Below are 21,246 nucleotides of genomic sequence, written 5' to 3'. Positions count from 1 at the left end.
TAAAACGATAAATTACTCACTTAAAAAATTAAGAAGTATTATTTATCAAAAGAGAAAGTAGCACGAAAAGGAAAAAATGATGACGGAGACAATGTGGTCACTCTATATTGTTAGAAATCGTCTTGGTTCTCTTTATACAGGGATCACGACAAATATTGAGAGGCGTTTTCAACAACATCAAAATGGAACTGGTGCTAAGGCGCTGAAAGGAAAAGGCCCTTTATTACTTGAGTTTCATTGTCAGGTTGGCGATAGACAGCGTGCTTCTCAACTTGAATACCAATTAAAACAATTGAAAAAAACGCAAAAAGAAAAGCTGATCATTGACCAGCCTTCAGACATTGCATTGTATTTAATACAGGATACATAAATTTAGCTAAATTGATCGAACAATGGTGAATAGTTGACTAAACCATGAATATCATCAACATTACCATTTTCTAACGCATAAAGCTGAAAAGCCTCTTCTGTATCAGGCCATTTGCAATGTAAGCCTTGTGACTTAGCTGGAATAAAACCTGATTTTTGATAGTACTCAGGCTCTCCCAACACCACAACTGCACCGTAACCAAATTCATTTAGGCTATCTAGCCCTTCATTAATCAGTTGACGTCCAATACCTTGGTTTTGGAAATCAGGCGCAACAGCAAGTGGTGCAAGTCCTACCCACTGGCAATCTTCTCCATCAATATCAACAGGTGTAAAACCGATATAGCCAATTAATTGGCCTTCATCGTTAATTGCCACCATGCCTAATGTTAATAACCCTTCTTCTCGTAAATGCCCGACTAAATCAGCTTCACTACCTGTCGGAAACGCTTGGCGTAAAAGGTTATCAATTGCAGGAATATCAACGGGAATTTCAACACGTATTAGCATGAAGTTGAGCTCAGTTCATGGCTGTGCAGAGTGTCTTCTTTTTCTTCTTGAAGTCCACTTTTTACAAACTCAGCCAGTTGTAATAAACCAAAACGCAACACAGATGGCATTGAGTCTAATTCAATTGCATCCATCAGGTTCTTAACATATAACCCGAGTTCTGTATCACCCTCAATTTGTAGACGACGTTGGAAAAATAAGGTGTCAGGATCTTCTTTGCGAGCAGCAATTAAAATAAGATCATTAGCATTTCCGCTAAAGCTGACATCTTCTTTTTCTAAGCGACTGACCACTAATTTATCATCACGAACACTGATAAACCACTGTAAATGTAAGTCTCTTATCTCAACTTTTAGCCACTTATCTTCTAAAAAGTGTAAATCACCTTCAGCTAACGACTCACGAAACTGCCAACTTAAAAACTGTTCTAAGATATCGCGTTGCAGAGCAAATGGGGTAACCTGTAAAGGGTAACGTAAAAAACGAGGACCCTCTTTAACCAAATGGGTACGAATTTTGTTAAACACGTTCGGACTCCTATAAATAAAATTATGGGCTATTGTGCCAGATATAGACAGATATTCTGCGATCCTATATCAATATTCGGTTAATCCGTTGTTCACATTTTGAGTTCTTTGATTTTACTTAAGCAAAAAACAGAGTTCTCTGCCCTAAATCAAAACCTTTTTTTATCTTGCTCATTACAATTTCTGATCATTCTTAATTTCTAAAGGGAAGTGAAGATGGAATTGCTGTGCCCTGCGGGTAATTTACCTGCCTTAAAAGCAGCCATAGATAATGGTGCGGATGCCGTTTATATCGGTTTAAAAGATGATACGAATGCAAGACATTTTGCGGGTTTAAATTTCACAGAAAAAAAGTTACAAGAAGCGGTTAATTATGTTCATCGCCACCAGCGAAAATTGCATATTGCAATAAACACCTTTGCTCACCCTGATGGATTTGAACGCTGGCAAAAAGCGGTTGATATGGCGGCATCTTTAGGTGCTGATGCGCTTATTTTGGCGGATATCGCCATGTTAGAGTACGCCGCAGAGCGTTATCCTCATATTGAGCGCCATGTTTCAGTGCAAGCTTCTGCAACCAATACACAAGCGATTGAATTTTATCAGCGTAACTTCGATGTGGCTCGTATTGTTCTTCCTCGAGTTCTATCTATTCATCAAGTAAAACAGTTAGCACAAACTAGCCCAGTACCTTTAGAAGTTTTTGCCTTTGGTAGCTTATGTATTATGGCTGAAGGTCGATGCTATCTCTCTTCTTATTTAACTGGTGAATCCCCTAATACCGTAGGTGCTTGCTCTCCGGCTCGTTTTGTACGTTGGCAACAGACACCACAAGGAATGGAGTCTCGCCTTAATGACGTACTTATCGACCGCTATTCACCCGACGAGAATGCTGGTTATCCAACATTATGCAAAGGGCGTTATTTTGTTGATGACCACTGTTATCACGCATTAGAAGAGCCTACGAGCCTCAATACGCTTTCACTATTACCAGAGTTAATGGCGATGAATATCGCATCCGTCAAAATTGAGGGTCGTCAACGTAGTCCTGCTTATGTTACTGAAGTCGCAAGAGTTTGGCGTGCAGCTATCGATCAATGCAAAAAAGATCCTCAAGGCTTTAGTACTAACCCTCGTTGGATGAACGCATTAGGAAAAATTTCAGAAGGAACACAAACGACATTGGGTGCTTATCACCGCAAATGGCAATAATAAGGATAAGAAAATGAAATATGCATTAGGCTCTGTACTTTATTATTGGCAAAAAGAAGCACTTGAAGCCTTCTATGAAAAAGCAAAACATAGTGATGCTGATATTATTTATTTAGGTGAAACGGTTTGTAGTAAACGCCGAGAAACCAAGCCTCAAGATTGGATAAATCTCGCCAAAGAAGTCGCTAAAAGCGGTAAGCAAGTGGTGCTTTCTACCTTAGCATTATTACAAGCACCTTCTGAATTAAAAGAAATTGCGAAGTTAGTTGATAACGGTGAGTTTTTAGTTGAAGCGCATGATTTTGGTGTGATCAATATGCTTTACGAACGACATCTTCCTTTTGTGGCTGGTCACGGGCTTAATTGCTACAACGCTTATGCGTTACGTTTGTTACATAAACAAGGAATGATGCGTTGGTGTATGCCTGTTGAGCTTTCTCGCGAATGGTTGAGTAACCTTCTAACCCAATGTGAAACATTAGGTATTAGAGATAAGTTTGAGGTTGAAGTACTGGCTTATGGGCACCTTCCTTTGGCTTATTCAGCGCGCTGTTTTACTGCTCGTTCTGAAAATCGCTCTAAAGATGATTGTGAAACCTGCTGTCAAAAATACCCTCAAGGTCGTGAAGTACGCTCACAAGAAAATCAGCAAGTATTTGTTCTTAATGGTATCCAAACACAAAGCGGCTATTGTTATAACTTGGGTAACGATCAAACATCAATGACAGGCTTAGTGGATATTATCCGTTTATCTCCCGAATCTGATGCTATTTTTGATACCTTGCAACAATTTCGCCAAAATGAACAAGGTCAACAACCACTGACAACAATTCATCACCATGACTGTAATGGCTATTGGCGTAAATTGGCAGGATTGGAATTGGTGGAGTAAGAATTCAATGATAAATCCACTTCATATCTATTTTGTGAAGTGGATAAAAGGAATTTATTACCCTTTTATTACCCGTTACGCTATTGAAGTTAGTGTAGAGTTCACCTATTCTAAAACGAAGATATTTTGTACGATTAACGAGTAAGTCCTCAATTATCAATAAACTAATACTTTAAGAAGGCTATATGAAAACAGAACATATTCGTTCTATACAGACTATTAGCCACTCAACTGAAGTTATTAATACATTTATTGATGATGTGACTAACATTCATTTATCAATTCATCGTCTGATAGTACGAAAAGATCATAATAAACAATTATTTATTGTCATTATTCAAGATGACAATAAAAGTGATGACTTTTATATTGTCCCTTTTACTGAATTATCTTATCGAAAAGAAAAAATAAATATTATTGTTGATCCCTATAACCAGTACCCTGAATTAAATGGAAACATTATTCATCTTCTTCAAAAAATTAAATCTTCTATTTTTTGTTATATGTCTAAATACCAAAATCTATCAATTCATTAGTATAGTGAGAATGGAATGTCTCCAAACTTTACCAATAACTACATTAAAGATCTCAGTAAAAAACCTGAATGTATAAAAGAAGAAATTATTGAAATCTTTTTTTATCTAACAAATGAAGGAGACTTATTAAAAATCACTGAATTTACTTTAATAGGTAGCGAGTATCATTACTATTCTGACATTATATTAATGGGTTGTAGTACAGAAGATTTTTATTCTAATTATTCATTAGATTTACGAGCACTAGGTTATTCTGACTCAGAAATAATTAATATATTACTTGAATTAGAAATGCATGATGAAAAAGAAGATTTCCTTATAGGGCGAATGGTTTATAACAATTTCTCTTTTGTTGATAATTTAACAATAAAAATAGGAAAGCAGATTAAAGGAATTACTCTCCTTGAAGACTATAGAGCAATAGGTATTGCTCGCCATATTTATAAAAAACTATTAATAAAACATGAATATCTTATTTGCGATAATTTGCAAACATTATGCGGTGGGTCATTATGGGTTTCAGGAATGACTAAGATTGGTGAAGTAAGAATATATGACACAATAAGAAAAATATTTATAGATACTCTAACTCATTATGGATCTGGTACAAAAGGTGTTATTCCTTGGAGTTATTATGGCCTTTCATTGATAAATATTTCGAGATGGGAGCCAAGAAAATTATCAATGGATTTTTGCCATCATATAGTAACTATTATTAGTAAAGATAAGATCTACCATATTGATAAATAATTGGATAAATAAAAAGCCCTTAGGGGCTTTCTATTTAGAACCGCGATGATGTAACCAATGCTTAAATTGGTGCGTAATATGCCTTAATTCGCCATTACGTAACATACCCACCAGCACACCTAACACGGTGTAAATCACGCCTAAAACCAACATCATCACAATATCACCCAATATGCTTTGGAATGATAATCCCATTTGGTTAATACCAGCCATGGCGTTTACTGCCCATGTAGAAGGTAGTGCGGATGAGATTGCAAATACCCAGTCAGGCATCGCTTGTAATGGCCAAATCGTGCCGGAAATATAGAATACGGGTGTTGTTACAAACGCCAATGTCAGATAAATCATCTCAACACTGCGTAAGCACTCTGTAATCAATTTACCAAGACCTAATACAGCCAATAGGAATGGGAAAGTAAGCATCCATACTTGGTAAAGCGGAGCCTCTTGGCGATAGCCTAATACCCAAGGCCATAGTGCAAAAAACACGGCAGATAAAAATAACCAAATAGGAATAAGTGCAGATAATGCCCCTAAATAAACCGCTAACGGTGGCTTTCCTTTTGGCGTACTTCTCACTGCAATACTGACACGGACACAAGCAATTAAGAGCGAGTGTTGTAATAACATGACTAATAAGCCCGGGAAAATAATTGCAGCAAAACTTACCCCTGGGTTATACATTGCTATGGTTTCGCCTTGGATTGGCTTTAATAGAATTCTCGATTGCTCAACACTAAAGCCCGCATTTTGTAAAATACGCCCATTATAAGAATCTAATAACTGTTGATAAGCCAACATCAATTCTTGCTGAATTTGTCCACTGGCAAGACGGTTTGTAGCATCACCAAAAACCGGAACAGTGACATCTTTACCATTCAGTAATTTCTTCTCAAAATCAGTTGGAATAATAATGATGGCAAAGAGCTCACGCATAATCATATCGTGACGAGCTTCATCTAAATTATCGTAGTTATTAATACTTAATTTAGGTGTCGAGTTTAATGCCCGAATAAGTGAATAGCTTGCGGGGCTATGATCTTGATTAATCACTGCCACAGGTAAATCCCATAATACTGGTTTGGCATACACCAAACTCATAATACATAGGGAAACGATAAGTAGCATCCACATCGGTTTTTCTAACATACCCAGCAGAACGCGCTTAAAAGTTTGGAAATACATCTGCATCATGCAACACCTACCTGTAATTCCAATCGTTTAAAAATACGTTTGCGAACTAAGAAGGCGATAGCAAAAGGATAAATCAGCAAGAGCGAACAAACATATAAAATACCTTGTAGTGATACTTCTCTTAAGAAGATATCAAACATGGCATTTAAGGCGTGAGTTAATGGCTCTAAATTAGAAATAATCTGTGCAGGTAAGATCATCGACAGCTCAGGTACAGCCATACCTGAAAATGCCAATGCAATACTCACCAACATACCTATCATACTGTATGCCGTTATCGCACTATTGGTAAACGCAAAGAGCAGCAACCCCACACTTTGAGCCGCAATAATATAGAAGAATCCCACGAGCACCATATATAGCGGATTACCGTTTACCTTCGCCCCCGAAAAATGCACTAATGCCGCTAATTCAACAATTAACAAGGTTAAGAAAAACAAGGTGTAAGGGGTGAGTTTACCAATAAGGGCAAATGTAAAAGGCTTAATATTCAGTAGCATATTACCGCGTGATAACGAATAAATCGTACAGGTCACGACAAAGAGTTGGAGCATATGAATAGTAGCTGCAAATTGCTGATAATAGATATAACTGCCACTGGCATTAAACAAACTGTCATATGAGAGCGTCACTTTTGCCAATGGAGGAACAGGTTTATTCATCTCTTGAGCTAAAACAGTACGGTATTGCGCATTAAGCTCTGCAATTAATCCACTAAAATCCTGTATTGCGTAGCTCCCAGCCGCATAATACAACCCGTTGTAATACATACGTGTAGTGGGTTGTTTTCCCGCTAAGACCTTACTTTCAAAGTGTCGAGGAATGGTGAGTATCGCGTAATCTTTTGCGCTACCAAGCCGTTCCATTGCTGTGCGAGGATTACCATCTAGCGTATTTAATTGCGCATGAGAGCCTGCATTTAAGTCTCTGATCAGTGTTCTCGATAATGGACTATTATCGTTATTGATCACCGAAACTGGCAAATTCAGCAGTGTACCTTCAGAAAAGTTAGCACTAATTAACGTGAACAACATCAATGGAAATAGCCAGCTTAGCCAGTGAAAAACGGGGCTACGAACTGCCATATGAGTTTCTCGTGAGAATGCGCTACTAAAGCCACGCCAAGCTGCCTTTACTCTCATTGTTTGTCCTTATTTATCCCAACGCCATAATGCACTCATACCGGGGCGAAGCCCTTCAATTGGCGTCACAGGATACAATCGGATCTCAAACGTTTTTAAATCGAAATCACCCGTTGCTCTTGTCGCTCTTTTTGTTGCGTAGTCACCCATTGGAGCGATATAGCGAATTTCAGCTTCTACCTCTTTATTACCTAATGCAGGAACCGTGATAGTAATACGATCACCTTTACGAATATCCGCTAAAATGTCTTCACGAAGGTTATAAACAAAATAAGCATCAGGAATACGAATAAGGGTAGCAAGTGGGCTATTGGCATTAAAGAGCTCACCTATCTCCGCAGGAATAGGTCCCACTTCTCCATCTACTGGTGCTTTAACTTGTAAGTCGTTTTGTTGGATCTTCAACTCAATAAGTTGTTGTTCTGCCTGTTGCACCGCGGCGGTGTATTTATGGCGTAATTCAATACGATCGCCATTTTTGGCTTCATCCAATTCTGCTTGAGCGGCTCTTACTCTTTGTGATGCAACATCACGGCTACGGCGTGCATTATCCAGCTCTGTTGCTGATACATAGCCTTGATTAGCTACCGCGCTGATACGCTGATAATCTCTTGCCGCATTTGCAGCTTCTACTTTAGCTTGAGATAAAACTGCTTCTAGATTACGAATGCTCTCTTCTCTTGTGCCATGTAATGACAAATCTAATTGAGCTTGAGCTTGTGCTTTGGCTGCCTCAAGTGCAGCAACTTGCGCATTGAGTTCAGGGCTTTCTAATGTGATCATTAATTGCCCTTTTTTGACATCATCACCTCGCTCTATATGGCGTTCAATAACACGACCTTTGGCTTTAGAGGCGACAATGACTTCTGGAGCATCGACTTCTCCTTGCAATAATAAATATTGATTATGCGCGCGGAAAAGTACGGCTAATGCAATTAGTATTAGCATTAATAAAATAAGATAAATGGCTCTTTTTTTCATATAACGATTAGACCTTAATAGTGAAGTAGAACACTCACTGACAGAGTTATATTACACAATAACTCAGAATTTCTTTAAGAATTTTGTGCGCCAGATCACTGATGCAAAGGAATATTTTCTTTGATAGTGCGATTAAGTTATTCTTATATCAAACTTTATCGCCTAATTAATATCCCCGTTTTATCTGAACTTTTTATGTTTATCAGATAGAAAAGAGAACGGTACTCAATACTTATGTATGAATTTGATCTTATTTTGCTGTTATTACAGCAAATGTGCGTTTATTTAATTATTGCTTGGTTTTTAAGCAAAACACCGCTATTTACGCCACTTTTACAGGTCACGATAAAACTACCACATAAGTTGATGTGCTACGTCATATTCTCTATTTTCTGCATTATGGGTACCTATTTTGGGCTACATATTAATGATTCTATTGCCAATACACGTGCCATTGGCTCTGTTTTAGGCGGATTGTTAGGAGGCCCTTATGTCGGCTTTCTTGTTGGCTTTACAGGGGGATTACATCGTTATTCTCTCGGAGGCATGACAGCACTAAGTTGTATGGTTTCCACTATCGCAGAGGGACTAATTGGTGGATTAGTTCACCGTTATTACGTAAAACATGGGCAGATGCATCGAATATTTAACCCATGGACAGCCGCTGCGGTGACTTTCTTTGCTGAAATAATACAGATGAGCATCATCTTATTATTGGCACGTCCGTTCAATGAAGCACTTGCTTTAGTTAAAGATATCGCCGCTCCTATGATCGTAGCAAATACCGTTGGTGCTGCGATGTTTATTCGAATATTACAAGATAGACGCGCTATATTTGAAAAATATACCAGTGCATTCTCGACACAAGCATTAAAAATCGCTGTCTGTACTGAAGGTATTTTACGTAAAGGATTTAACCAAGATAATAGCACCCGTGTAGCAAAAGTGATTTATCAGGAATTAAGAGTCAGTGCGGTTGCCATTACAGATAGAGAAAAGCTACTCGCCTTTATTGGCATTGGCGCGGATCACCATTTACCGGGTACACCTATTTCATCAGATCAATCTAAACAAGCCATTAATAATAATGAAGTTGTCTATGCTGATGGTAATGAAACGCCCTATCGTTGCACGCTTTCCCCTCATTGCAAACTAGGTTCAACCTTAGTTATTCCGTTAAGAGGTGAAAATAATCAAGTTATTGGAACAATAAAACTTTATGAGGCTAAAAATCGCCTATTTAGTTCGATTAATCGTACCTTAGGTGAAGGTATCGCAAGTCTATTATCTGCACAAATTCTAGCTGGGCAATATGAACGAAATAAGCAATCGCTTTTAGAATCAGAGATTAAACTCTTACATGCTCAGGTTAATCCTCACTTTCTTTTTAATGCACTAAATACACTGCAAGCGGTTATTCGACGTGATAGCGAGCAAGCAAAGCAACTCGTGCAATTTCTCTCTGCTTTCTTTCGTAAGAATTTAAAAAGACCAGAAGCGGTGGTGACATTAAGTGACGAAATCGAACATGTAAACGCCTATCTACAAATCGAGAAAGCGCGTTTTCAGGAACGCTTGCAGATTGATATTCAAATTCCTGAAAGCTTAGCGAATGCACGCTTACCGGCTTTTTCTCTTCAACCGATGGTCGAGAATGCAATTAAACATGGAACGTCACAGTTATTAGACACAGGAAAGATTACAATTAGAGCACATCAAGAGCATCATTTAATCATTATCGAAATTTGTGATAATGCTGGACTTTACCATCCTCAATGCCCATCGCATCAATTAGGTTTAGGCATGAGACTAGTGGATAAGCGATTAAAATTACGCTATGGCGAGCTTTATGGTGTTTTAGTTGAATGCCAAGCCGATGAATATACAAAGGTGAAAATTTGCTTACCTCTAGAAAAAAGCATGGATAACGTTACATAACAATGAATATATTAATCGTTGATGATGAGCCACTGGCTCGTGAAAACTTACGTTGTTTACTTGAAGTTGAAAAGGATATTCATATTGTTGGTGAATGTAGTAATGCGATTGAAGCAATAGGAGAAATACATCGCAAAAAGCCTGATGTTGTATTTCTTGATATTCAGATGCCTCGCATTACTGGCCTTGAAATGGTCACAATGCTTGATCCTGAACATCGCCCTTATATCGTCTTTTTAACCGCATTTGAAGAGTATGCGATCCAAGCTTTTGAAGAACATGCTTTTGATTATTTACTTAAGCCATTAGAGCAAGAGCGTTTAACAAAAACATTAAATCGTCTACGCCAAGGTAATAAGCAAAATATCGATCTCTTAACACCTCCTGAAGAGCGTTTAAAGTGTATTCCATGTACAGGGCATAGCCGTATTTGGTTAATGCCAATTGATGAGGCTGTATTTGCAACATCAAGGCTCAGTGGTGTCTATGTGACAAATAATCAAGGCCAAGAAGGCTTTACAGAATTGACGTTACGGACGTTAGAAACACGAACACAATTAGTACGTTGCCATCGTCAATATTTAGTGAATATGGATTATGTTAATGAGATTATTTTTGGTGATAATGGACAAGCTGAACTGATATTACATAATAACAGCCAAATTCCTGTTAGCCGCCGCTATCTTAAACCGTTAAAAGAGGCGATTGGCTTAAGTTAATAATAAAATAAATGAGTATTTAAAGAGTTATAAATATTGTTCTAATTGATTGGCTTGCATAAGCTTTCCTATTATTGATAGAAATGAGTCGTGATAGATTTTATATCATTAAAATAAGCATAAAAAAACCAGCCAACTTTCGTTGACTGGTTTCAATTTTTTATCATCAACTCAATTTAATATTGAGTAAATGCAAGCTCTTATTGGTTATGAGAGCTGCTACGACGACGAGGAGTACCTTCGTTGTTACGGCTACGGAAGTTACCGCGCTCGCCACCACGATCGTTACTGTTACTACGCTCACCACCGCGGTCATTATTACCACGACGTTGTGGTTGATCACCATTGTTAAAACGACGACCACCTTGTGGCTGACCATCACGACGGCTGTTATTACGACGCTCACGGAAAGGTTGAGATTGAGCATCACCCACTAATTGCATATTCAGTGGTTTGTTCATAATACGTGTACGTGTGAAATGGCTTAATAAGTCTGTTGGCATACCTTTTGGTAATTCGATGGTTGAGTGAGAACCATACAGTTTGATATTACCAATGTAACGGCTGCTGATATCGCCTTCGTTAGCAATCGCACCAACGATATGACGAACTTCAACACCATCATCACGACCCACTTCGATACGGTATAAATCCATTTCGCCAGCATCACGACGTTCACGACGAGGAGAACGCTCACGATCATTATCACCGCGACGGCGATCATCACCACGACGATCGTCACGATCGTTAAATTCACGACGAGGACGACGAACTGGATCTGGTGGCAGGATAAGCGCACGCTCACCTTGAGCCATTTTCAGTAATACCGCAGCCAGTGTTTCCATATCCAGTGCTTCTTCACCTTGTGGAGCTAATTTAGGTAACAGTGCACGATACTGATCAAGGTTGCTAGTTTCTAATTGTTGCGCGATTTGCTGTGCAAATTTTTCCTGACGACGTTGGCTGATAAGTTCTGCATTTGGCAGTTCTACTTCAGGAATAGTCATCTTCATTGTACGTTCGATATTGCGCAGTAAACGACGCTCACGGTTATCAACGAATAAAATTGCACGACCCGCACGACCCGCACGACCTGTACGGCCAATACGGTGAACATAAGACTCTGAATCCATTGGGATATCATAGTTCACAACAAGGCTGATACGGTCAACGTCAAGACCACGAGCTGCAACGTCAGTCGCGATTAAAATGTCTAAACGACCATTTTTCAGACGCTCTAATGTTTGCTCACGCAGTGATTGGTTCATATCACCATTTAACGCCGCACTGTTATAACCATTACGTTCTAAAGCTTCAGCAACTTCTAATGTTGCGTTTTTAGTACGAACGAAAATAATCGCCGCATCAAAATCTTCAGCTTCTAAGAAACGAATTAATGCTTCGTTTTTACGTGCGCCGAATGTCATCCAATAGCTTTGGCTAATGTCTGGACGTGTTGTTACGCTACTTTGAATGCGTACTTCTTTCGGATCATTCATGAAACGACGAGTAATACGACGAATAGCTTCTGGCATTGTTGCAGAGAACAGTGCAGTTTGGTGTTCTGCTGGGATCTTACTTAAAATGTTTTCAACATCTTCAATAAAGCCCATACGTAACATTTCATCAGCTTCATCTAATACTAAACCTTTCAGTTTAGATAAATCTAATGTGCCACGGTTTAAATGGTCTAATAAACGACCCGGTGTACCCACAACAACTTGTGGTCCTTGGCGTAACGCACGTAATTGAACGTCGTAACGCTGACCACCATACAGTGCAACAACATTTACTTTTGGTAAATGCTTAGAGAAATCTTCAATTGCTTCAGCAACCTGAACCGCAAGTTCACGAGTCGGTGCTAAAACTAAAATTTGTGGTGCTTTTAATGATTCATCAAGATTGTGTAATAATGGCAGGCTAAATGCGGCAGTTTTACCACTACCTGTCTGTGCCATACCTAAAACATCATTGCCGTTTAAAAGGAAAGGAATACATTGTTGCTGAATTGGAGAAGGCTTCTCGTAGCCTAAGTCATTCAGTGCAGTCAAAATAGGTGCTGATAAACCTAGATCAGCAAAAGTCATATCGGTTTCAGTAGTCATGTCACTGTGCCTCATTCATTATGGCAGCCAGTTGACATAACATACCGCATGGTTTGTCGGTCTTTATCATCTAAAATGTGAACTGGCTCAAATTATATTATTAAACGAACAAACAAGCCCTCATCCTATGTAGATGATGGCTTTCAAACTGATCAGAGAAATGTTCGTCAGCTATTGCTGGTCCGATTCCGCTAGGTCTTCTTGTTGGCCTAACAGTGCTAATTCCAACAATGCGTAGCGGTGCTCAACAAAGTTATGTGCGTTGTTGGCAACCGTCAGCTTGAATAACGCTTCTGCGCTATCCATGTCCCCCAGACTTAGGTAATACTTACCTAAATAGAAGTTAGTTTCACTAAGATGCTCAGCGAGCGAAGTGTTATCGGTTGAAGCCTCATTTAATTTCAACATTAATGTTTTCTCATTAATGTCGCCTAAATAAAACTCAACTATATTCCATCCCCATTGCCCCGTTTTATCCGCCTGCTGGTATCGCTGTTTTAGCTGTTGTTTAGCCAAATCAGTGTTTATCTCTTTTTCTACAAGATATAACCAAAGCGAACGAATGGGATCATTTGGATCGACCTGATAAAACGCCTGCAGATCATCCTGCGCCAATTTCAATCGGCCACCGTAGTACGAAGCGATACCACGATTAAAACGCGCATTATTGTAAGTTGGATCAAGCTCTAAAACAGAATCAAACGCTTCATAAGCAGCATCGTAATTTGCTGCCTGCGTAAAATAGATACCTAGAAAATTAAAAATTTCTAGCATATCTGGTCGTATTGATAGCGCCATTGAAAAATCATTACGCGCTAAAGCTCGTAAACCGAGGCTATCATACAGCACACCACGCTCATATAAAAGCTGTGCGTATTCATCTTCGGTTAATGAGCGGCTCGCTAGGATTTGTTCTATACGAGCCAATATCACTTCTTGTTGTAAAGAAGGCTGCAATGGTGTGGCAAAAATCGCATTCTTACGCCATTCTGGACTAGTGCTGCATCCGGAAATAAAGATGAAAACAGCAATAGAACAACTGCGCAGAAATGTTTTCATTTCTCACTCCCAAAGTCAGACCTTTCAACAAAAAGCGTTCTAGACGTCCTACTTGTCAATCATAATAAGTCTCTACCGATACCTATGTCTAGATATCGGTAGTAGAATATCATTAATTCGCAGAATCTTCAGAAGAAGTTTCTGTTGCTTCCTGCTGATTAGCTTGAGCTTCTTTCATGCTTAAGCGAATACGGCCTTGACGGTCAATTTCCAGTACTTTAACTGGAACTTCTTGACCCATTTCCAAGTAGTCACTCACTTTCTCAACGCGTTTGTCTGCGATTTGAGAAATATGAACCAGACCTTCTTTGCCGCCACCGATAGCAACGAATGCACCGAAATCTACAATACGAGTTACTTTACCGTTGTAGATACGACCCACTTCAACTTCAGCCGTGATTTCTTCGATACGAGCGATAGCTTGTTTTGCTTGGTCGCCACTTGTCGCAGCAATCTTCACTGTACCATCATCTTCGATTTCGATAGTTGTGCCTGTTTCTTCCGTTAATGCACGGATAACAGAACCACCTTTACCGATAACGTCTTTGATCTTGTCTGGATTAATTTTGATAGTATGAATGCGCGGTGCGAATTCAGAAATATCAGCACGAGGTTGGCTAATTGCATCTTCCATTACGCCTAAAATATGTAGACGTGCGCTTTTCGCTTGGTTTAATGCAACTTGCATGATTTCGCGAGTGATACCTTCGATTTTGATATCCATTTGTAATGCGCTGACACCGTTACGGCTACCCGCAACTTTAAAGTCCATATCGCCTAAATGGTCTTCATCACCCAGAATATCGGAAAGAACAACAAAGTTGTCGCCTTCTTTCACTAGACCCATTGCAATACCTGCAACAGATTCTTTAATTGGTACACCAGCATCCATCAGTGCTAAAGAAGCACCACAAACAGACGCCATTGAAGATGAACCATTTGATTCAGTGATTTCAGAAACCACACGAACGGTATATGGGAATTCTTCAATTGTTGGCATTACTGCTAACACACCACGTTTTGCTAAACGGCCATGACCGATTTCGCGACGTTTTGGTGAACCCATCATACCTGTTTCACCAACAGAGTATGGAGGGAAGTTATAGTGCAGTAAGAAAGTATCAGTGTGCTCACCCATGATGTCATCAATAGTTTGAGCATCACGTGCAGTACCTAATGTTGCAGTAACCAGTGCCTGAGTTTCACCACGAGTAAACAGTGCTGAACCGTGAGTACGTGGTAATAAGCCAGTACGAATGTCTAATGCACGTACCATGTCTTTTTCACGGCCATCGATACGTGGTTCGCCAGCTAATACGCGAGCACGAACGATATTTTTCTCAAGACCTGAGAAGATATCGCTGATTTCAGCTTCATCTAAAGTTTCATCTTCAGCAACTAATGTCGCGATAACTTCATCGCGGATAGCTTCAATTTGTTCATAACGCTCTTGTTTTTCAGTGATACGGTAAGCATCACCAATACGAGCTTGCGCTAATTGTGCAATACGGTCGTGTAAAGTTTGGTTGATAGCTTCTGGCGCCCAATCCCATTTCTCTTTACCAACTTCTGCCACTAATGCATTGATGTTTTCGATCACAACTTGTTGTTGATCATGACCAAATACAACTGCACCTAACATTTCTTCTTCTGATAATAAATCAGCTTCTGATTCTACCATCAGTACCGCGCCTGCAGTACCTGCAACCACTAAGTCTAATTTACTAACTTTCAGCTCATCAACTGTTGGGTTTAGAACATATTGTCCATCGATAAAACCAACACGAGCACCACCGATAGGGCCATTGAATGGAACACCTGACAGCGCTAATACCGCAGAAGCACCAATCATTGCAACGATATCTGGGTTAACTTGTGGGTTAACAGAAACAACGGTAGCAACGATTTGAATTTCGTTTAAGAAACCTTCTGGGAATAATGGACGTAAAGGGCGGTCAATTAAACGTGCAATTAACGTTTCGCCTTCACCAGGGCGGCCTTCACGACGGAAGAAGCTACCAGGAATACGACCAGCAGCGTATGAACGCTCTTGGTAGTTAACAGTTAATGGGAAGAAATCTTGTCCAGCTTTAACTTTTTTCTTTGCAACAACGGTAACAAAAACAGCGGTGCCGTCCATGTCAACCATAACAGCAGCTGTTGCTTGACGAGCCATCATACCAGTTTCTAATGAAACAGTATGTTGACCGTATTGAAATTTACGAACTGTAGGATTCAGCAAAATAATATCCTTTATCTTATTGTCGCCAGATGTTTAGCGACGATGAATGATCTTTTCTCCGCTACGTCCCCTCGCGACTAATGAAAATATTAACCATTTAGCGATAAATACTTTCATTAGCCGCGCGAATTGTCGTAACTAGAGAGACTAAATAACAATCACCACATTAAAACATAACGACTAGTATTAAAAATAGCACTTTCTAGTAGAAAAGGGGCCAACAGGCCCCTTTCCACTGAAACTCGTTTGATTAGCGACGCAGACCTAAGCGTTCAATCAGTGCAGAGTAACGAGCAACATCTTTACGCTTCAGGTAGTCCAGCAGATTACGACGGCTGGAAACTTTACGCAGCAGACCACGACGGCTGTGGTGATCTTTTTTATGCTCTGAAAAGTGACCTTGCAGGTGGTTGATTTCTGCAGTCAGCAGTGCAATCTGAACTTCGCTTGAGCCAGTATCGTTAGCGCAACGACCAAATTCAGCAACGATTTGTGCTTTCGCTTCAGTACTTAGAGACATAATAAACTCCAAATTAAGTAAAATTTTCAGATAGCCAATCTCTAATTCAGCTATCCAACTCAGCCACCCAAACAGATAGCCGCATTATTCTACGCTTCAAACACTTTTAGCGCAAGATTGCTATTAAGTGTTATCTTGTGCGCTATAGTCTACAACAACTCTTTTCGGAGCAACGAGGCCATCTTTAATGATAGCAAGGCCGATGAATTTTTTTTCATCGCCTTCAGTTACTCTCACCCATTCGCCTTCATTAATGTCATGATTAACCCGAACAGGCTGTCCCAGCTTGAAATAACCCGCAATAATCGTGGTTAAATTCACAACCGGAAAATGTGCAACAGCGGTATCCATAGGCAATAACAGTGCATCAAGTGCCAAGAAAGGATCTTCTTGCGCAGTTTGTGCATTTTCTATCATCGCTCTTAATTGCTCTAACGTTACCATTCGCTCTTTAGGATAATCTGCGACTTCTAATCGACGTAAGAAAATGACGTGAGCACCACATTGTAATTTCTCACCAAGATCATCAATAATTGTTCGAATGTAAGTGCCTTTAGAACAATGAATTTCCAGCTCTAACTCATCACCTTCCCAGCGAATAAACTGGAGTTCATAAACGGTGATAGGTCTTGCTTCACGCTCTACTTCAATACCTTGTCGAGCATATTCGTAAAGCGGTTTACCTTGATGTTTTAAAGCGGAGTACATTGAAGGGACTTGCAATGTTTCACCGCGAAAGCTATCCAAGGCATCATCTAAAGCTTGCTGTGTAAATTGTACTGGGCGCTCTTGAATAACCTCACCATGTGCATCAGAGGTATCTGTTCGTTGCCCTAAACGTACAATAACGCGATAACGCTTATCTGAATCCAATAGAAACTGTGAAAATTTCGTTGCTTCACCTAAACAAATAGGGAGCATACCTGTTGCTAAAGGATCCAACGCCCCTGTATGCCCTGCCTTGCTGGCATTAAACATACGGCGGACTTTTTGGAGTGCATCGTTAGAGGAAATATCTTGGGGTTTATCGAGTAGCAATACGCCGTTAATCTCACGCCCCTTACGACGACGCCCCATTATTTATCCTCTTTATGACGACGCTCTTCATCGCTTTTAACGACGTTAGAAACTAAATTAGACATACGCATACCTTCAACTAATGAGTTGTCATAAGCAAATGTCAGTTCAGGCACAATACGTAAGCGCATCGCTTTGCCTAATAAAGAACGAATAAAACCAGCGGCTTCATTAAGTGCAGTTAAACCCTCTGCAACCATCTCTTCTTCGCTTTTTTCACCACCTGATAAGTTCAAAAAGGTGACAAATACTTTGGCATAAGCCAAATCACGAGAAATCTCAACGCCAGATACCGTCGCCATTCCAATACGTGGATCTTTGACTTCGCGTTGTAAAATGATGGCGATTTCTTTTTGCATTTCCTGAGAAACACGCTGACTGCGGCTAAAATCTCTTGCCATTTTATCTCTCCCTGACAATAGGGTATCGCCCTGATTGTCATTGTTAATTCAAATCTAAAATCAATGATATCTAAAGAGTATACATGAAGTGGTATTTAACAACCGCTTTCTCTGATTTCTTTCTTTAGAAATAAAATGTTTCTTTGGTGCTATTTTACCCTGTTATTTCACTTTCATAAATTACTGAAAGGCAATCTATTTCGGTTATGTTGAAAAATGGAGAGGAAATAAAAGGGGAATACAGCAAAGAAAGGAATAAGAAGGGAGCCATTAAGCTCCCTTTTAAAACAAGACGGACTAAATTAATCAATAGAACGTTTGATTTCGATAACTTGGAAGACTTCAATCATGTCGCCAGCACGGACATCGTTGTAGTTTTTCACACCGATACCACATTCCATGCCGTTACGCACTTCGTTGACGTCATCTTTAAAGCGACGCAGTGACTCAAGTTCGCCTTCATAGATAACCACGTTATCACGCAGAACACGAATTGGGTTATTACGTTTGATGTTACCTTCAACCACCATACAGCCCGCAATTGCGCCGAATTTAGGTGATTTAAACACATCACGGACTTCTGCAAGACCCATGATTTCTTGTTTATATTCAGGTGCCAACATACCGCTCATTGCCAGCTTGATTTCATCAATTAGGCTATAGATAACGGAGTAGTAACGTAAATCAACGCTTTCTTGTTCAATGATACGGCGAGCAGATGCATCAGCACGAACGTTGAAACCAAGAATGATTGCGTTAGAAGCCGCGGCTAATGTTGCGTCAGTTTCGGTGATACCACCTACGCCTGAACCGATGATTTTCAGTTTAACTTCATCAGTAGACAGTTTAACTAATGCATCAGTAATCGCTTCACAAGTACCTTGAACGTCTGTTTTCAGAACGATGTTCAGTTCAGAAGTTTTACCTTCTTCCATGTTAGCAAACATGTTTTCCAGTTTAGACTTCTGCTGACGAGCCAGTTTAACATCGCGGAATTTACCTTGACGGTATAATGCAACTTCACGCGCTTTCTTCTCGTCACGAACAACTGTTGCTTCATCACCAGCAGAAGGAACGTTAGACAGACCTAAAATCTCAACAGGCATTGATGGGCCAGCAGATTGAACGTCTTGACCTAATTCGTTACGCATTGCACGAATACGACCGTATTCGAAACCACACAGAACGATGTCACCTTTATTCAGTGTACCTTCACGGACAAGAATAGTTGCAACTGGACCACGACCTTTATCAAGGTAAGATTCGATAACAACACCACTTGCCATGCCTTCTTTAACTGCTTTCAGTTCAAGAACTTCAGCTTGTAAAAGAATAGCATCCAGCAGTTCGTCAATACCTAAACCTTGTTTTGCAGATACGTGCATAAACTGAGTTTCACCGCCCCACTCTTCTGGCAGGATGCCATATTGAGACAGTTCAGTTTTAACGCGATCTGGATCAGCTTCGTGTTTATCAATTTTGTTCACTGCAACAACAACAGGTACGTTTGCTGCTTTTGCGTGTTGGATTGCTTCGATAGTTTGTGGCATTACACCATCATCTGCCGCAACAACCAGAACAACGATATCCGTTACCTGAGCACCACGAGCACGCATTGAAGTAAACGCGGCGTGACCTGGAGTATCTAGGAAGGTGATTTCACCTTTGTCAGTTTTAACGTGGTAAGCACCGATATGCTGGGTGATACCACCCGCTTCACCTGATGCTACTTTCGTTGAACGAATGTAGTCCAGTAATGATGTTTTACCGTGGTCAACGTGACCCATGATAGTTACAACTGGTGCACGAGATACTGCGCTTTCTTCGCCAGTATCACGATCGCTCATGACTTGTTCTTCTAACTCGTTTTCACGACGTAAGATAACTTTGTGACCCATTTCTTCAGCAACAAGCTGTGCAGTTTCTTGGTCTAAAACCTGATTAATGGTCGCCATAGCACCCATTTTCATCATAGTTTTGATAACTTCAGACCCTTTTACTGCCATTTTGTTAGCAAGTTCAGCAACAGAAATAGTCTCACCGATAATAACATCACGGTTTACAACAGCCGCTGGCTTATTGAAGCCTTGCTGTAATGAGCTACCTTTACGTTTACCTTTCTTGTTAGTACGACCAGCAGCACGTGCTTCTTCACGATCTGCTTTTTCAGAATGGCGGTTGTTTTTCTTAGGACGAGGAGCCTTAGCGTTGCGACCACGACCGCGGCCACCTTCAACTTCAGCATCACTTTCATCTTCTGCATCACGAGCATAACGTGATGTGGTTACATGATAGTCTGAGCCTTCAGTTTCTGGCGCTTTAGGTTCAGCAGTCCATTTTTCAGCATTTTCTTCAGCTAAGCGACGTGCTTTTTCTGCTGCAACTTTTGCTTCATCTTCTGCTTTACGGCGCTGTGCTTCTTCCGTTTTACGCTTCAGTTCAGCCTGTTCAGCATTGCGACGTGCTTTTTCCTGATCTGCTGCTTTATCAGCTTTTGGTTTATCGTTTTGTTTCACTTTATCTTTTTCCGCTGCTTCGCGCTTAGCTAATTCCGCTGCTTCACGTTTTGCTTCTTCAGCTTCACGTTTCACTTTTTCTTCGGCGTCTTTCTTTGCCTTTTCAGCTTCACGTTTTGCTTTTTCTTCAGCTTCGCGCTGTGCTTTCTCTTGTGCTTCGCGCTGGGCTTTTTCTTCGGCTTCGCGATGCGCCTTTTCTTCCGCTTCACGCTGAGCTTGCTCATCCGCTTGCGCTTTTTCAACGGCGTCACGGTTCACATAAGTGCGTTTTTTGCGGACTTCGATGGCTACTGATTTACTTTTGCCACCTGTACCAGGAACACTTAACGTACTACGCACTTTGCGTTGCAACGTTAATTTTTCTGGTTGGTTGGTTGATACGTCTTTATCACGGTTCAACCAAGCCAGTAAGGTTTCTTTCTCTTTTTGGGAGACAGAATCAGAGACGGTCTTCTTAATACCGGCATCAGCAAATTGCTGTACCAAACGTTCAACCGGTGTCTGAATCTCTTCTGCCAGTGATTTTACTGTTTCATCTGTCATTCTGTTCCTTCCT

General features: G+C 40.2%; 19 protein-coding genes. 7 read left to right on the top strand and 12 right to left on the bottom strand.

Annotated features, from left to right (window positions below):
- Window positions 1-79: 79 nt before the first annotated feature.
- Entirely contained in the window at window positions 80-370 is a 291-nt protein-coding gene (locus AB4J89_RS17080; RefSeq protein ID WP_368470036.1) for a GIY-YIG nuclease family protein, read from the top strand.
- A 2-nt stretch (window positions 371-372) separates the two neighbouring features.
- Here the strand turns inward: AB4J89_RS17080 and AB4J89_RS17075 are convergent, their stop codons facing one another.
- Together AB4J89_RS17075 and AB4J89_RS17070 are read right to left on the bottom strand one after the other, a co-directional pair.
- On the bottom strand, window positions 373-879 hold the full coding sequence (locus AB4J89_RS17075; RefSeq protein WP_368470033.1) for a GNAT family N-acetyltransferase: 507 nt from the start codon (window positions 877-879) through the stop codon (window positions 373-375).
- Window positions 873-1,406 carry an SCP2 domain-containing protein gene (locus AB4J89_RS17070; protein WP_006535669.1) on the bottom strand — a complete coding sequence of 178 codons (534 nt, stop codon included), beginning with the start codon at window positions 1,404-1,406 and terminating at the stop codon, window positions 873-875. Before AB4J89_RS17070 ends, AB4J89_RS17075 begins: the two co-directional genes overlap by 7 nt.
- A 216-nt stretch (window positions 1,407-1,622) precedes the next feature.
- On the opposite strand from AB4J89_RS17070, the gene AB4J89_RS17065 reads away from it, so the two are divergent.
- The 4 genes from AB4J89_RS17065 to AB4J89_RS17050 all read left to right on the top strand — a co-directional run bounded on the left by AB4J89_RS17065 (window position 1,623) and on the right by AB4J89_RS17050 (window position 4,796).
- On the top strand, window positions 1,623-2,618 hold the full coding sequence (locus AB4J89_RS17065; protein ID WP_088493968.1) for a peptidase U32 family protein: 996 nt from the start codon (window positions 1,623-1,625) through the stop codon (window positions 2,616-2,618).
- Window positions 2,619-2,631: 13 nt separating this feature from the next.
- Complete coding sequence (locus AB4J89_RS17060) at window positions 2,632-3,510, top strand: U32 family peptidase (RefSeq protein ID WP_088493969.1); 879 nt, start codon at window positions 2,632-2,634, stop codon at window positions 3,508-3,510.
- A gap of 185 nt (window positions 3,511-3,695) precedes the next feature.
- Window positions 3,696-4,046 (top strand): hypothetical protein, encoded by a 351-nt coding sequence (locus AB4J89_RS17055; protein ID WP_102949422.1) that lies wholly within the window; start codon window positions 3,696-3,698, stop codon window positions 4,044-4,046.
- A 15-nt stretch (window positions 4,047-4,061) separates the two neighbouring features.
- Complete coding sequence (locus tag AB4J89_RS17050; protein ID WP_368470030.1) at window positions 4,062-4,796, top strand: hypothetical protein; 735 nt, start codon at window positions 4,062-4,064, stop codon at window positions 4,794-4,796.
- Window positions 4,797-4,826: 30 nt separating this feature from the next.
- Here the strand turns inward: AB4J89_RS17050 and AB4J89_RS17045 are convergent, their stop codons facing one another.
- From AB4J89_RS17045 to AB4J89_RS17035, 3 genes are read right to left on the bottom strand one after another with little or no spacing between them, the layout of a single operon-like run.
- Window positions 4,827-5,987 (bottom strand): ABC transporter permease, encoded by a 1,161-nt coding sequence (locus AB4J89_RS17045; RefSeq protein WP_088493972.1) that lies wholly within the window; start codon window positions 5,985-5,987, stop codon window positions 4,827-4,829.
- On the bottom strand, window positions 5,987-7,132 hold the full coding sequence (locus tag AB4J89_RS17040; protein WP_088493973.1) for an ABC transporter permease: 1,146 nt from the start codon (window positions 7,130-7,132) through the stop codon (window positions 5,987-5,989). The genes AB4J89_RS17045 and AB4J89_RS17040 overlap by 1 nt, the downstream gene beginning before the upstream one ends.
- A 9-nt stretch (window positions 7,133-7,141) precedes the next feature.
- Window positions 7,142-8,113, bottom strand: coding sequence for an HlyD family secretion protein (locus AB4J89_RS17035; protein WP_088493974.1), 972 nt, complete (start codon window positions 8,111-8,113; stop codon window positions 7,142-7,144).
- A 234-nt stretch (window positions 8,114-8,347) separates the two neighbouring features.
- On the opposite strand from AB4J89_RS17035, the gene AB4J89_RS17030 reads away from it, so the two are divergent.
- Both AB4J89_RS17030 and btsR read left to right on the top strand, forming a co-directional pair.
- Window positions 8,348-10,051, top strand: a complete 1,704-nt coding sequence (locus AB4J89_RS17030) for a sensor histidine kinase (protein ID WP_088493975.1) — start codon at window positions 8,348-8,350, stop codon at window positions 10,049-10,051.
- 2 nt (window positions 10,052-10,053) lie between these two features.
- On the top strand, window positions 10,054-10,770 hold the full coding sequence (gene btsR, locus AB4J89_RS17025) for a two-component system response regulator BtsR (protein WP_023583566.1): 717 nt from the start codon (window positions 10,054-10,056) through the stop codon (window positions 10,768-10,770).
- Between the two features lie 200 nt (window positions 10,771-10,970).
- Here the strand turns inward: btsR and AB4J89_RS17020 are convergent, their stop codons facing one another.
- The 7 genes from AB4J89_RS17020 to infB form a co-directional block, all read right to left on the bottom strand.
- Window positions 10,971-12,875 (bottom strand): DEAD/DEAH family ATP-dependent RNA helicase, encoded by a 1,905-nt coding sequence (locus AB4J89_RS17020; RefSeq protein WP_088493976.1) that lies wholly within the window; start codon window positions 12,873-12,875, stop codon window positions 10,971-10,973.
- Window positions 12,876-13,046: 171 nt separating this feature from the next.
- Entirely contained in the window at window positions 13,047-13,934 is an 888-nt protein-coding gene (gene nlpI / locus AB4J89_RS17015) for a lipoprotein NlpI (protein WP_311755578.1), read from the bottom strand.
- A 112-nt stretch (window positions 13,935-14,046) separates the two neighbouring features.
- The gene (pnp, locus tag AB4J89_RS17010; protein WP_102949423.1) at window positions 14,047-16,176 is read right to left on the bottom strand and encodes a polyribonucleotide nucleotidyltransferase; all 2,130 of its coding nucleotides are present in this window, start codon (window positions 16,174-16,176) and stop codon (window positions 14,047-14,049) included.
- A 250-nt stretch (window positions 16,177-16,426) separates the two neighbouring features.
- Window positions 16,427-16,696, bottom strand: a complete 270-nt coding sequence (gene rpsO / locus AB4J89_RS17005; RefSeq protein WP_088493979.1) for a 30S ribosomal protein S15 — start codon at window positions 16,694-16,696, stop codon at window positions 16,427-16,429.
- 123 nt (window positions 16,697-16,819) lie between these two features.
- On the bottom strand, window positions 16,820-17,773 hold the full coding sequence (truB, locus tag AB4J89_RS17000; protein WP_368470025.1) for a tRNA pseudouridine(55) synthase TruB: 954 nt from the start codon (window positions 17,771-17,773) through the stop codon (window positions 16,820-16,822).
- The gene (gene rbfA, locus AB4J89_RS16995) at window positions 17,773-18,174 is read right to left on the bottom strand and encodes a 30S ribosome-binding factor RbfA (RefSeq protein ID WP_006535687.1); all 402 of its coding nucleotides are present in this window, start codon (window positions 18,172-18,174) and stop codon (window positions 17,773-17,775) included. Before rbfA ends, truB begins: the two co-directional genes overlap by 1 nt.
- A gap of 302 nt (window positions 18,175-18,476) precedes the next feature.
- Window positions 18,477-21,233 (bottom strand): translation initiation factor IF-2, encoded by a 2,757-nt coding sequence (infB, locus tag AB4J89_RS16990; protein ID WP_088493981.1) that lies wholly within the window; start codon window positions 21,231-21,233, stop codon window positions 18,477-18,479.
- Between the last annotated feature and the right edge of the window lie 13 nt (window positions 21,234-21,246).

This window comes from Proteus sp. STS61-E (assembly GCF_040932335.1).
Lineage (GTDB): Bacteria > Pseudomonadota > Gammaproteobacteria > Enterobacterales > Enterobacteriaceae > Proteus > Proteus mirabilis_B.
The sequence above is the reverse complement of the archived record's forward strand: the minus strand, read 5'-3'. Positions and strand labels throughout refer to the sequence as shown.